This is a genomic window from Betaproteobacteria bacterium (assembly GCA_016720855.1).
In the GTDB taxonomy this organism is placed as follows: Bacteria; Pseudomonadota; Gammaproteobacteria; order Burkholderiales; family Usitatibacteraceae; genus FEB-7.
Map to the genome: position 1 here is coordinate 62506 of JADKJU010000002.1, position 13518 is coordinate 76023.

General features: G+C 67.4%; 11 protein-coding genes. 4 read left to right on the top strand and 7 right to left on the bottom strand.

The window, feature by feature from the left end; genetic code table 11:
• The first annotated feature begins 42 nt into the window (after window positions 1-42).
• Together IPP91_07545 and IPP91_07550 are read left to right on the top strand one after the other, a co-directional pair.
• Complete coding sequence (locus IPP91_07545) at window positions 43-828, top strand: EcsC family protein (GenBank protein MBL0141918.1); 786 nt, start codon at window positions 43-45, stop codon at window positions 826-828.
• Window positions 829-830: 2 nt separating this feature from the next.
• Window positions 831-1124, top strand: a complete 294-nt coding sequence (locus tag IPP91_07550) for a DUF1330 domain-containing protein (GenBank protein MBL0141919.1) — start codon at window positions 831-833, stop codon at window positions 1122-1124.
• Window positions 1125-1201: 77 nt separating this feature from the next.
• Here IPP91_07550 and IPP91_07555 read toward each other — a convergent pair whose 3' ends face one another.
• From IPP91_07555 to IPP91_07585, 7 genes are all read right to left on the bottom strand, one after another.
• The gene (locus IPP91_07555; protein ID MBL0141920.1) at window positions 1202-2434 is read right to left on the bottom strand and encodes a DEAD/DEAH box helicase; all 1233 of its coding nucleotides are present in this window, start codon (window positions 2432-2434) and stop codon (window positions 1202-1204) included.
• A 321-nt stretch (window positions 2435-2755) separates the two neighbouring features.
• Entirely contained in the window at window positions 2756-3661 is a 906-nt protein-coding gene (gene hemF / locus IPP91_07560) for an oxygen-dependent coproporphyrinogen oxidase (GenBank protein ID MBL0141921.1), read from the bottom strand.
• Window positions 3662-3718: 57 nt separating this feature from the next.
• Complete coding sequence (purD, locus tag IPP91_07565) at window positions 3719-4990, bottom strand: phosphoribosylamine--glycine ligase (GenBank protein MBL0141922.1); 1272 nt, start codon at window positions 4988-4990, stop codon at window positions 3719-3721.
• A gap of 25 nt (window positions 4991-5015) precedes the next feature.
• Window positions 5016-6584 carry a bifunctional phosphoribosylaminoimidazolecarboxamide formyltransferase/IMP cyclohydrolase gene (purH, locus tag IPP91_07570; GenBank protein MBL0141923.1) on the bottom strand — a complete coding sequence of 523 codons (1569 nt, stop codon included), beginning with the start codon at window positions 6582-6584 and terminating at the stop codon, window positions 5016-5018.
• Window positions 6585-6653: 69 nt separating this feature from the next.
• Window positions 6654-6947, bottom strand: a complete 294-nt coding sequence (locus tag IPP91_07575) for a Fis family transcriptional regulator (GenBank protein ID MBL0141924.1) — start codon at window positions 6945-6947, stop codon at window positions 6654-6656.
• On the bottom strand, window positions 6925-7938 hold the full coding sequence (gene dusB, locus IPP91_07580) for a tRNA dihydrouridine synthase DusB (protein MBL0141925.1): 1014 nt from the start codon (window positions 7936-7938) through the stop codon (window positions 6925-6927). The genes IPP91_07575 and dusB overlap by 23 nt, the downstream gene beginning before the upstream one ends.
• Window positions 7939-8160: 222 nt before the next feature.
• A complete protein-coding gene (locus IPP91_07585; protein ID MBL0141926.1) occupies window positions 8161-11814 on the bottom strand; it encodes a hydantoinase B/oxoprolinase family protein in 3654 nt (1217 codons plus the stop codon).
• Between the two features lie 121 nt (window positions 11815-11935).
• Here IPP91_07585 and IPP91_07590 point away from each other — a divergent pair, with 121 nt between their 5' ends.
• Window positions 11936-12904 (top strand): TRAP transporter substrate-binding protein, encoded by a 969-nt coding sequence (locus IPP91_07590; protein ID MBL0141927.1) that lies wholly within the window; start codon window positions 11936-11938, stop codon window positions 12902-12904.
• A 91-nt stretch (window positions 12905-12995) separates the two neighbouring features.
• The gene (locus IPP91_07595; GenBank protein ID MBL0141928.1) at window positions 12996-13514 is read left to right on the top strand and encodes a TRAP transporter small permease subunit; all 519 of its coding nucleotides are present in this window, start codon (window positions 12996-12998) and stop codon (window positions 13512-13514) included.
• Window positions 13515-13518 lie beyond the last annotated feature (4 nt).

Sequence of the window (13518 nt, forward strand, 5' to 3'; positions counted from 1 at the left end):
GAAAAGGGGTCTGTCCCCTTTTTCTTTAGTAACATCCCGGTCATGACCACGCTCACGAAGGACGATCTCGCGGACCTGAAGCGCGCCAAGTCGCTGCTCGAGAACCCCGGACTTGCCGCCAAGCTTTCCTCGATGCTCGGCTCGCCCGTCGAAAAGGGCATGAAGATGCTCCCGTCCAGGTGGCAGAAAAGCGCGTACAAGGCGACCGAAGGCGCGCTCATGAAGGCGCTGGACGTGGCGGTGACCTCGCTGGGCGAGCGCCCGCGGCTCACGTCGCAGGACAAGTTCCATCGCCTGGCGGCGGCGGCCTCCGGGGCCGCGGGTGGCGCCTTCGGGTTGGCAGCCCTCAGCTGGGAGCTGCCGCTTTCCACCACGCTCATGCTTCGCTCCATCGCGGACATCGCCGCGAGCGAAGGCGAGAACCCCCGCCATATCGACACCAAGCTCGCCTGCCTCACCGTCTTCGCGCTGGGGTCCGGCCGGGACAAGCGCGACGACGCCGCCAATTCGGGATACTTCGCGACGCGCGCGGCCCTTGCCTCGGCCGTCTCGGAAGCTTCGGCGCACCTGGCCAGGAAAGGCCTGTCGAAATCCGGCGCCCCCGCGGTGGTGCGCCTGGTGTCGGCCATCGGCGCCCGCTTCGGCGTGGTCGTCTCCGAGAAGGCGGCCGTGCAGTCCATTCCCATCATCGGCGCAGCCGGCGGCGCGGTCGTGAATACCCTCTTCATCGGGCATTACCAGGACATGGCTCGCGGGCACTTCATCGTCCGCCGCCTCGAGAAAATCCACGGTGCCGAACCCGTGCGCACCGCCTACGCGAAAGTCTGACCATGGCCGCCTACGTCATCGCCGAGATCGACATCACCGACCCCGAGGGCTACAAGGCCTACACCTCGACGGTGCCCGCCACCATCGTGCAGTACGGCGGGCGTTTCATCGTGCGCGGTGGCATGGCGGAGGTTCTCGAGGGTGACTGGCCGCCGCTACGCCGCGTCGTCATCGAATTCCCTTCCACCGAAGCCGCTCGCGCCTGGTGGGATTCGCCGGAATACGCCAGGCCCAAGGCTTTGCGGCGCGCCGCCAGCCGCGGGCGGCTCATCCTCCTCGAAGGATTCGAGGGATAGCAAAAAGGGGACAGGCCCCATTTCCCTTGATTCCGGGAAATGGGGCCTGTCCCCTTTATTGCAGCCGGTTCGTCTTTCTAGCGGCCTTGGCGGAACGACCTGCCCGCAGGCTTGGCCCACGACTTGCCCGCGGGGCGCCGGGCCGGGCCCGACGGCTTCGCGAATCCGCGCGCCTTCGGCTCCAGCCCCGCGATCACGCTGACCGGGATCTGCTGCGCCGTGAATCGCTCGATGGTCTTCACCTGGGCATGCTCGCGCGCGTTGACCAGGCTGATCGCCGTCCCGTTGCGTCCCGCACGGCCGGTGCGGCCAATGCGGTGCACGTAGTCCTCGGCCTGGCGTGGCAGATCGTAGTTGATGACGTGCGAGACGCCCTGCACGTCGATGCCGCGCGCGGCGACGTCGGTCGCCACCAGCACGCGCAGCCCTCCGCGGCGAAGCGCCTGGAGCGTGCGGGTGCGGGCGCCCTGGTTCATGTCGCCATGGAGCGCGGCAGCCGAGAAGCCCTGCGAATACAGGTCACGGGCCAGTTCGTCGGCCGAGCGCTTGGTCGCGGTGAACACGATGGCCTGGTTCATGTCGGCGTCGCGCAGCACGTGGTTCAGCAGCCGGTTCTTGTGGCCCATGTCGTCGGCAAGGTGCAGGCGCTGCGAGATGTTCTCGTGGCGCTCCTGCTGGTTCGAGATCTCGATCCGTGCCGGGTTGCGCAGCAAGGCGCCGGCAAGGCGAACGATGTTCGAATCGAGCGTGGCCGAGAAGAGCAGCGTCTGGCGCGCCGTGGGCATCTTCGCGACGATGGCCTCCAGGTCGTCCTTGAACCCCATGTCCAGCATGCGATCGGCCTCGTCGAGCACGAGCATCTGCAGGCGGGTCAGGTCAACACGCCCGGACTGCATCTGGTCGAGGAGGCGCCCCGGAGTGGCGACGAGGATATCCACGCCGCCCTGAAGCAGGCGGTTCTGCGCCGGGTAGGGCATGCCGCCCACCACGGAGACGGTCTTGATCCGCTTCATGTTGCGGCCGTAGGTTTCGGCGGCTTTCGTGACCTGCATCGAGAGCTCGCGCGTCGGCACGAGCACCAGGACGCGCGGCCCGCGGCCGGCAACCGGATGCGCTTCGGACAGCATCTGCAGCGCAGGCAGCATGAACGCCGCCGTCTTGCCGGAGCCGGTCTGCGAGGAGACCATGAGGTCGCGCCCGGCGAGCGCTTCGGGCACGACGCGCTCCTGCACGGGGGTCGGGTCGGTGTAACCCGCGGCTGCGACGGCGTCGCAGATGGGGGCAGCAAGGCCCAGGGAGTCGAAATTCATTTGCAGTTTTCCCGCGCGTCCATTCCGGTGGGCGCGCCTGTACGGCGATTGCGAAAAAGGCACGCCGCCCGTCGTCGGAAACGGAGTACTCACAACGCCGGTATGGAAAGGGCGCGCGAAGTCGGCAGGCCAAGACACCGGCACCAACCGATTCGCAATCCTTGGGAATTAACCGTGGGGAACTGCAGCAGGAAGAGAGATTTCTCTTCCGGGGAGGTCAGGGACGATGAACGAATGCGATGCGAATTACTGTTTTGCTGCACCGCACAAGCCGCACTATACGCGAAAGATGCCTGATTACCAAGGGAAAATTTAGGGATTTCAGGCCCAGTCCTTCGGGACGAGGAAGTCGGTGATGAGCTTCGCCTCGGGCGTGCCGGCCGCCGGCTTCCAGTCGTAGCGCCACTTCACCACCGGTGGCAGCGACATGAGGATCGATTCCGTGCGCCCACCCGACTGCAGGCCGAAATGCGTGCCGCGATCCCAGACGAGGTTGAACTCCACGTAGCGGCCCCGGCGATAGGCCTGGAAGTCGCGCTCGCGCTCACCGTAGGGAATGTCGCGGCGGCGCTCGACGAGGGGAACGTAGGCCGGCAGGAACGCATCGCCCACGGCGCGCTGGATCGCGAAGCACTGCTCGAAGCCGGGTTCGTTGAAGTCGTCGAAGAAGGTGCCGCCGATGCCGCGCGGCTCGCTGCGGTGCTTGTTGTAGAAGTACTCGTCGCACCACTTCTTGAAGCGCGGGTGGTAGTCCGGTCCGAAGGGCGAGAGCGCCTCACGGTTCACCCGGTGGAAGTGGACGCAGTCCTCCTCGAAGCCGTAGTAGGGCGTGAGGTCCATGCCGCCGCCGAACCACCACACGGCCTTCGCCGGATCGCCGTCCGGTGATTTCGCGGCGAAGAAGCGCACGTTCATGTGCACGGTCGGCACGTAGGGGTTGCGCGGGTGGAAGACGAGCGAAACGCCCATCGCCTCCCACGGGCGCCCCGCGATCTCCGGACGATGAGCGGAGGCCGAGGGCGGAAGGCTCTTGCCCATCACGTGCGAGAAACCCACGCCGCCGCGCTCCAGGAGGTTGCCTTCCTCGATGAGGCGCGACACCCCTCCGCCGCCCTCGGGGCGATCCCACGAATCGCGAAGAAAAGGCTTGCCGTCGAGCTGCGCGAAGCGATCGACGATGCGCTCCTGCAGGCCGGTGAGATAGGTTCCTACCGCGTCGATGTCCATGATTCGCTTTTCCTCACTCCCGACTCCTCTTCCGGGGGAGAGGACCGGGGGAGAGGGTCATTTCCGGTGGATGGCCCGATACCCGATGTCCTTGCGGTACTGCATGCCCTCGAAGCGGATTCCCGCCGCCATTTCGTAGGCGCGGCTGGCGGCGATCTTCACCTTGTCGCCGAGCGCGGTGACGCACAGCACGCGTCCGCCCGCGGTGACCACCTCGCCGTCCCGTTCCGCGGTTCCGGCATGGAAGACATGGCAGTCGTCCGTGCCTCGCGAGAGCCCGGTGATCACGTCGCCCTTCCTCGGCGACCCGGGGTAGCCCTCTGCGGCCAGCACCACGCCCAGGGCCGCGCGGCGATCCCAGTCGGCCTGCGCTTGGTCGAGCGTGCCGTCGATCGCGTGCTCCAGCAGGTCGAGGAAGTCGCTCTTCAGCCGCATCATGATGGGCTGCGTTTCCGGGTCCCCCATGCGGCAGTTGAACTCCACCACGCGCGGCGCGCCATGCGCATCGATCATGAGGCCCGCGTAGAGAAACCCCGTGTAGGGCGTGCCTTCCTTCTCCATGCCCTTGAGCGTGGGCATGATCACTTCGCGCATGGCGTGTGCATGCACCTCGGGCGTGACCACGGGCGCCGGTGAATACGCGCCCATGCCGCCCGTATTGGGGCCGCGGTCGCCGTCGAAGATCCGCTTGTGGTCCTGCGTGGACGCGAACGCGAGCGCGTGCTTTCCGTCGGCCATGACGATGAAGCTCGCCTCCTCGCCGGCCATGAACTCCTCGATGACGACGCGGTGGCCTGCTTCTCCCATGCCGCCGCCGGAGAGCATCATGTCGATCGCCTCGTGCGCCTCCCGGAGCGTCATCGCGACGACGACGCCCTTGCCCGCGGCGAGGCCGTCGGCCTTGATCACGATCGGCGCGCCTTTCTCGTCGAGATGCGCATGCGCCGCGCCGGCGTCCGTGAAGGTGGCGTAGTGCGCCGTCGGAATGCCGTGGCGCGCCATGAAGCGCTTGGCGAAATCCTTGGACGATTCGAGCTGCGCCGCCGCTTTCGTCGGGCCGAAGATCGCGAGCCCCTCGGCGCGGAAGAGATCCACCACGCCCGCGGCCAGAGGCGCCTCCGGCCCCACGACGGTGAGCGCAACCTGCTCGTCCTTCGCGAGCTTCACGAGGTCCGCGTTGGAGGTGACGTCCACGTTCACGAGACCTTCCTCGCGCGCCGTGCCGGCGTTTCCGGGGGCAACCAGGACCTTCGAGACGCGCGGGGAATTCGCCAGCTTCCACGCCAGAGCGTGCTCGCGGCCGCCGGAGCCGATGACGAGAAGCTTCATGGTCCGGGATCGGGCCGGCCGGCCATCAATGCCTGAAATGCCGCATGCCGGTGAACACCATCGCCATGCCGTGCTCGTTGGCGGCGGCGATCACCTCATCGTCGCGCATGCTGCCGCCGGGCTGGATGACGGCCCTCGCGCCCGCCTTCGCCACGACGTCCAGGCCGTCGCGGAACGGGAAAAACGCGTCGGAGGCCGCGACCGAACCGGCGAGCGCAAGGCCCGCGTTCTTCGCCTTCATGGCGGCGATGCGCGTGGAATCCACGCGGCTCATCTGGCCGGCTCCCACCCCCAGCGTCATGCCGTTCGAGCAGAAGACGATGGCGTTCGACTTCACGTACCTGGCCACGCGGAAGGCGAAGACGAGGTCGTTCATCTCGGCCTGCGTGGGCTTCCTCTTCGTCACGTAACGAAGCTCCGCCACGTCGAAGGCATCGGAGGTCTGCACGAGAAGCCCGCCGCCCACGCGCTTCATGTCGAGGCGGTTCAAGTCACGGGCCGCCTCGATCGTGAGCAGGCGCACGTTCTGCTTCGCCGCGAACACCTTCTTCGCCGCCTCCTCGTAGGCCGGCGCGATCACCACTTCGACGAACTGCTTCGAGACCGCCTCCGCCGTGGGCCCGTCCACCGGCCGGTTGAAGGCGATGATGCCGCCGAATGCCGAGGTCGGGTCGGTGAGGAAGGCTCGGCCGTACGCTTCCCGCGGCGACTGGGCGATGGCCACGCCACAGGGGTTGGCGTGCTTGACGATCACGCAGGCAGGCACGTCGAAGGAGCGGCAGCATTCCCAGGCGGCGTCGGCGTCCGCGATGTTGTTGTAGCTGAGCTCCTTGCCCTGCACCTGGCGGAAGCGCGAAAGCGTACCCTTGGCCGGATCGCTTTCCACGTAGAAGGCGGCCGACTGGTGCGGGTTCTCGCCATAGCGCAGCGTCTGCGCGAGCGTGAACTGCAGGTTCAGGCGGCCCGGAAACGCGCGGGCGGCGCCCTTCTCGTCCCTCGCCGTGAGCCACGAGGAGATCATGCCGTCGTACTCGGCGGTGTGGCTGAAGGCCTTGGCGGCGAGCGAATAGCGGTCCGCGAACCCGAGCTTGCCGCCGCTCGCGGCGAGCTTCGTCGCAAGCCCCGCGTAGTCCGCCGGATCGGTGACGATGGCCACGAACGCGTGGTTCTTGGCCGAAGCCCTCACCATGGCGGGGCCGCCGATGTCGATGTTCTCGATGGCATCCATCATCGTGCAGCCGGGCTTCGCCACGGTCTGCGCGAACGGGTAGAGGTTCACCACCACCATGTCGATGGGCGGGATGCCGTGCTGCTTCATGGCCGCCACGTGCTCGGGGAGGTCGCGGCGGGCGAGGATGCCACCGTGGACCTTCGGGTGCAGCGTCTTCACGCGGCCGTCCATCATCTCGGGGAAGCCGGTGTAGTCGCCCACCTCGATGACGGGCAGGCCGGCGGAAGCGAGAAGCTTCGCGGTACCGCCCGTGGAGAGGAGCTCGACGCCGTGCGAGGCCAGGGCCTTCGCGAATTCGACGACGCCGGACTTGTCGGAGACGCTGATCAGCGCCCGTTGGATTCTGATGAGGTCGGCTGGCATTTTGTCGTCCCCGCGCAGGCGGGTACCCCGGTCCGGAAATGTGGGCCCCGCTGGGACGGAGCGGAAACTTCAGTCGATGCCGTGTTCCTGCAGCTTCTTGCGCAGCGTGTTGCGGTTGATGCCGAGCAGCTCGGCCGCGCGGGTCTGGTTGCCCTGCGCGTGGTTCATGACCACCTCGAGGAGCGGCTTCTCGACGGCGTTCACGACCATGTTGTAGATGCCGCAGGGCTTCTCGCCGTCGAGGTCCTTGAAGTACTGCTTCATCATCTTGCGCACGGTCGAGGACAGGTCGTTCTCGCGCTCGGCGGTTTCCGCCCTGGCGGCGGATCGGGCTTGGGTTCTAGGCTGCAAGGGCCACCTCATCATCGTATTCGAGACGCGGCGAACGCTCGGAGAGGCCGTCGAAGAAGAGGCGGACGGCCGCGAGCTGTTCACCCGAGGACTGGAGCTGATTCATGCGGGCGCGGAAAAGGGCGGAGTTCTTGAGCCCCTTCGTGTACCAGGCGATGTGCTTGCGGGCGACGCGCGAGCCGCGCTCGACCCCATAGAAGGCGTAGAGGTCGTCCAGGTGCCCGAGCAGCACCTCGCGGATCTCCGCGACCTCGGGGGGCGCCAGCTTCCCGCCCGTCTTCAGGTAGTGGTCGATCTCGCGGAAGATCCAGGGGCGGCCCTGGGCCGCGCGGCCGATCATGACGGCATCCGCGCCCGTGTACTCGAGCACGTGCTTCGCCTTCTCGGGAGAATCGATGTCGCCGTTGGCCATCACCGGAATGCCGACCGATGCCTTGACCGCCCTGATGGTGTCGTACTCGGCGTCTCCCGTGTACATGCAGGCGCGCGTGCGGCCGTGCAGGGCGATGGCGGCGATGCCGCTTTGCTCGGCGATGCGCGCGATCGTGAGGGCGTTGCGGTTCTCGGTGCTCCAGCCGGTGCGGAACTTGAGGGTGACCGGGACCTGGACCGCCCTCACCACCGCCTCGACGATGCGCGCGACCAGCGGCTCGTCGCGCAGGAGCGCCGATCCCGCGGCCACGTTGCAGATCTTCTTGGCCGGGCAGCCCATGTTGATGTCGATGATCTGCGCGCCCCGGTCCACGTTGTATTTCGCCGCCTCGGCCATCATCGCGGGGTCCGACCCGGCGATCTGGATCACTTTGGGCTCGACTTCTCCCTCGTGGTTTCCGCGGCGGATCGTCTTCTCCGAGCCCCACAGCAGGGAATTGGAGGCGACCATCTCGGAGACCGCCATGCCCGCGCCCATCTTCTTGCACAGGCTGCGGAATGGCCGGTCCGTCACGCCCGCCATGGGCGCGACGATGAGATTGTTGCGAAGGGAAATGGGTCCGATCTTCACGGCGTTTGTAATCGGTATGTGAGCCGCGGAAAAGGCGCCCATTTTATACGCAGTCGCGGCCTCGACAAACTATTTTTGAATCGTGCGTTGCCGATTGGCGACAGATTCTGCGCGAAGTCAAGCGCCCGCGTTTTTCATTCGCAAGTTCAAGAAGCATGCCACCTGAAAAGAGGAAAAAGAGGGACAGACCCCATTTCCGGAAAAGGGGTCTGTCCCCTTTTTCTAGTTTGTCTCTGGGGCGCGTCCCTTGGCGCCGAAGCCGCCGCCGCCCGGCGTTTCGATGACGAAGACGTCGTTCGGCCCGACCTGGGTTTCGTCCGCGAAGCCCAGGTCGGTTCGCGAGCCATCCGCACGCTCGACCCAGTTGCGGCCGACCTCGCCCGGCAAGCCGCCCGCCATGCCGTAGGGCGGCACGCGCCGGTGCCCCGCGAGGATCGCGGCCATCATGGGCTCGAGGAAGCGGACGCGCCGCGTCGCCCCGTTGCCGCCGTTCCACCGCCCCTGCCCGCCGCTGCCGGCCCGGATGGAGTGCGAATCCACCCGCACCGGATAGCGCCACTCGAGGACCTCGGGGTCGGTCAGGCGCGAGTTGGTCATGTGCGCCTGCACCGTGTCGGTGCCCGGGAAGCCGGGGCCGGCGCCGGTTCCGCCCGAGATCGTCTCGTAGTACTGGTAGGTGTCGTTGCCGAAAGTGAAGTTGTTCATCGTGCCGTAGGAGGCCGCCATGACGCCCAGCGCCCCGTAGAGCGCATCGGTGATGCACTGCGAGGTCTCGACGTTGCCGGCCACCGTCGCCGCGGGCGGACGCGGGTTGAGCATCGAGCCTTCGGGAATTCGCACCTCCAGGGGCTTGAGGCACCCGGCGTTGAGCGGGATGTCGTCGTCCACGAGGGTGCGGAACACATAGAGCACCGCGGCATAGACCACCGCCGAGGGCGCGTTGAAGTTGCTCTCGAGCTGCGCGCTCGAGCCGGCAAAGTCGATCACGGCGCTGCGTCGGTCGGCGCCGATCGAGATCTTCACGCGGATGACGGCCCCGTTGTCCATCTCGTAGGCGAATTCCCCGTCCTTCAGCACGCCGATCACGCGCCGCACGCATTCCTCGGCATTGTCCTGGACGTGCTTCATGTACGCCTTCACGACGTCGAGGCCGAAGTGGGCCACCATGCGGCGCAGCTCCTGGACCCCCTTTTCGTTGGCGGCGACCTGGGCCCGGAGGTCGGCGATGTTCTGGTCGGGGTTGCGCGCGGGCCACGTCGCCGAGGCCAGCAGGCGGCGCATTTCGCCCTCGAGCATCTTGCCGTCCTCGACCAGCTTCACGTTGTCGAGGAGGACGCCCTCCTCCTCCACCGTCTTGGAGAACGGCGGCATCGATCCGGGAGTGATGCCCCCGATGTCGGCATGGTGACCGCGCGAGCCGACGTAGAACAATGGCGCGGGGACGGTCCCCGCCTCATGGGGACTGTCCCCATGCCGCTCGGGGTATACCGGCGTGATGACGGTTACGTCCGGCAGGTGCGTCCCGCCGTTGTACGGATCGTTCAATACGTAGACGTCGCCCGGCTTCATCTTCCCGGCGTTCTTCGCGATCACCGTCTTGATCGACTCGCCCATGGAGCCCAGGTGGACGGGCATGTGCGGGGCGTTGGCGATGAGGTTGCCCTCGGCATCGAAAAGCGCGCAGGAGAAATCGAGCCGCTCCTTGATGTTGACCGAGTAGGCCGTCTGGGCGAGGCGCACGCCCATCTGCTCGGCGATGGACATGAAGAGGTTGTTGAACACCTCGAGCATCACCGGGTCGGCGTGGGTGCCGGCCGCGTAGCGCACCGTCCGCGCCACGACGCGCCTGAGCACGAGATGGTCGAGCGCGGTGACCTCGGCCTCCCAGCCGGGCTCCACCACCGTCGTCGCGTTCTGCTCGGCGATGATCGCCGGGCCCGCTACGCGCTGGCCGGGGACCAGCGCCTCCCTCACGAAGACCGGGGTGCGGTGCCGCTCGCCGCCGCTCGTCATTTCCACGTGCTCCGCCGGGTGCGCCGGGCCGCGACCTGCCGCATGGGCGGGGGGGCTTTCCCGCGGCGCGTCGGACTTGCCCACCGCTTCGACGGATACCGCCTCGGCGATTAGCGCGCGGTCGGGCATGAGGAAACTGAAGCGGGCGCGGTAGAGCCGCTCGAAATCCGCGCGCATCGCCTCCGGCGCTCCGAGGGGCACCGCGAGCGAGGAGTCCGTGCCCTCGTACTTGAGGTGCACGCGCTTGTCGACCCGCTCCACCGCGCAGCCCTGCTCCTCCAGCTCGCCCGCGCAGCCCTTCGCCAGGCGCCCCGTCCTTTCGGCCAGTTCGTCCGCCGCGCCCTCGATGCGGCACTCCACCGCCTCCTCGCGCAGCGCGCGCACCTGCGCGAGGCCCATCCCGTAGGCGGAGAGCACGCCAGCCAGCGGGTGGATGTAGACCTGCGTCATGCCCAGCTCGTCCGCCACGAGGCAGGCGTGCTGCCCGCCTGCGCCCCCGAAGCACTGGAGCGTGTATTCGGTCACGTCGTGCCCGCGCTGCACGCTGATGAACTTGATGGCGTTGGCCATGTTGGCCACGGCGATCCTGAGGAATCCCTCCGCCAGTTGTTCCGTCGACTGCGGCCTGCCCGTGGCTGTCCCGATCTCGCCGGCCAGCGCCGCGAACTTCTCGCGCACGACGCCGGCATCGAGCGGCTCGTCGCCCCGGACCCCGAACACCTTCGGAAAGTACTCGGGGTGGATCTTGCCCAGCATCACGTTGCAGTCGGTGACCGCCAGCGGGCCCCCGCGCCGATAGCACGCCGGCCCGGGGTTGGCGCCCGCGGAGTCGGGTCCCACGCGCTGGCGCTGCCCGTCGAAATGCAGGATCGAGCCGCCGCCCGCGGCGATGGTGTGGATGGCCATCATGGGCGCGCGCATGCGCACGCCGGCGACCAGCGTGTCGAATTCACGCTCGAGTTCCCCGGCGTAGTGCGACACATCGGTCGACGTGCCCCCCATGTCGAAGCCGATCACCTTCGGGAAGCCCGCGAGTTCCGCCGTCTTCACCATGCCCACGATGCCGCCCGCCGGCCCGGAGAGGATCGAGTCCTTCCCCTGGAAGCGGTGCGCGTCCGTGAGCCCGCCGGAGGACTGCATGAACATGAGGCGCGCGCGCGGCAACTCCCCCGCCACCTGGTCCACATAACGCCTGAGGATCGGCGAGAGATAGGCGTCCACCACCGTCGTGTCCCCGCGCGAGACGATTTTCATGAGCGGGCTCACGGCGTGCGATACCGAGACCTGGGGGAAGCCCGCCTCGCGGGCGAGCGCCGCCACCCGCGCCTCGTGCGCGGGATAACGGTAGCCGTGCATGAAGACGATGGCGATGGATCGGAAGCCCTCGGCGAACGCCGCCGCCAGGTCGCGCCGCGCGAGCGTCTCGTCGAGCGGCTTGACGAGCTCGCCGTGCGCCCCCACGCGCTCGTCCACCTCGACCACCTTGCGGTACAGGAGCTCGGGCAGGCGGATGTGGCGGTCGAAGATGCGCGGGCGGTTCTGGTAGGCGATGCGAAGCTGGTCGCGGAAGCCGCGCGTGATGAAGAGCACCGTGGACTCGCCCTTGCGTTCCAGGAGGGCGTTCGTCGCGACCGTGGTGCCCATCTTCACCGCCTCGATGCGCTCGACGGGGATGGGTTCGCCGGACTTCACGCCCAGGAAGTGGCGGATGGCGGCGATGGCCGCGTCGCGATAGCGCTCCGGATTCTCGGAGAGCAGCTTGTGCGTGGCGATGGTGCCGTCGGGACGGCGCGCGACCACGTCGGTGAACGTGCCGCCGCGATCGATCCAGAATTGCCAGCGGCCGGGAATGTTCGCGCTCATGGGAGGGCCTTGCGAGGAGGCGCCAATTTGGCCTCCCCACCCCTGCCTGTCAATCGGATTGACAACGGGCTTGTCCGGTAGCTACCGTTCGGGTGCTTCGACCCCCTTCCGGAGAACCCCGATGAGAATCCTTCACGCCCTGCCGGGCGCCCTGGCGCTGGCCGTTTGCCTCGGCGCCGCCGCCCAGACCAAGTGGGACATGCCCACGCCCTACGCCGCCACCAACTTCCACACGGAGAACATCGTCCAGTTCGCGGCCGACGTGGACAAGGCCACCGGCGGCAAGCTCAAGATCACGGTGCACCCCGCCGCCTCCCTCTTCAAGGCGCCCGAGATCAAGCGCGCCGTGCAGGGAGGACAGGCGCAGATCGGCGAGCTCATCATCTCGGGCTATTCGAACGAGGACCCGATCTTCGGCCTCGACTCGATCCCCTTCCTCGCCACCAGCTACGCCGAATCGGCGAAGCTCTGGAAGGTCTCGAAGAAGGCGATCGAGGAGCGCTTCGCGAAGCAGGGCATGATGATCCTCTACTGCGTGCCGTGGCCGCCGCAGGGCATCTACTCCACGAAGCCCCTCAACTCCATCGCCGACATGAAGGGCCTCAAGCTTCGCGCCTACAACCCCATGATTTCGCGCATCGCCGAGCTGGCGGGTGCCCAGCCCGTCACCATCCAGGCCGCCGAACTCGCGCAGGCCATGGCCACGGGCGCCGTCAACGCGAACATCACCTCCGGCTCCACCGGATACGACACGAAGGCGTGGGAGGTGGTGAAGAACTACTACGACACGCAGGCCTGGTTGCCCAAGAACCTCGTCTTCGTCAACAAGAAGGCGTACGACGCGCTCGACAAGGCTTCCCAGGAGGCGCTGCTCACGGCCGCCGCGGCGGCGCAAACCCGCGGCTGGAAGATTTCCGAGGAGAAGACCGTGTTCTACCTCGGCGAACTCAGGAAGCACGGCATGAACGTGGCCCCGCCCTCGGCACAGCTCAAGGCCGACTTCCAGAAGATCGGCGCGACGATCACCGAGGAGTGGCTGAAGACCGCGGGGCCGGACGGCAAGGCGATCATCGACGCATACAAGAAGTGATGCGAAAGAGCGCCCTCACCCCCGACCCCGTCTCCGGCGGAAAAGGGAGGCGCTTTTCTCCCTCTACCTCCGGGAGAGGGCCGGGGTGAGGGTGCGCAAGGCGCTCGATCGGCTTTACGACGCCGCTGCCTGGGTCGCGGCGTTTTTCATGGTGGGCGTGCTCCTGATGGTGCTCGCGAGCGTGGTCGGGCGCCTGGCCGGGTTCAACCTGCGCGGCTCCGACGCCTACGCGGGCTATTGCATGGCCGCCGCGGCCTTTCTCGCGCTGGCGCACACGCTCAAGCGCGGCGAGCACATCCGCGTGAGCCTCTTCCTCGAACGCTTCGGGCAGCGCGTTTCCCGCGCCCTCGAGCTCTGGTCCCACGCCGCGGGCAGTTGCTTTTGCCTGGTGCTGGCGCTCTTCTGCGTGCGCCTCGTCTGGCAGTCGTACACGTTCAATGACGTGTCGCAGGGAAACGATGCCACCCCTCTCTGGATTCCGCAGATCGCGATGGCGGCCGGGGCGATCGTGCTTGCCGTGGCGATGCTCGATGACTTCGTGCTGCACGTCCGCCGTCGCCATCCTCGCACCAGCGCGGAGGCCAGGGCGGAACTGAAGCTCATGGAGTAGCGCC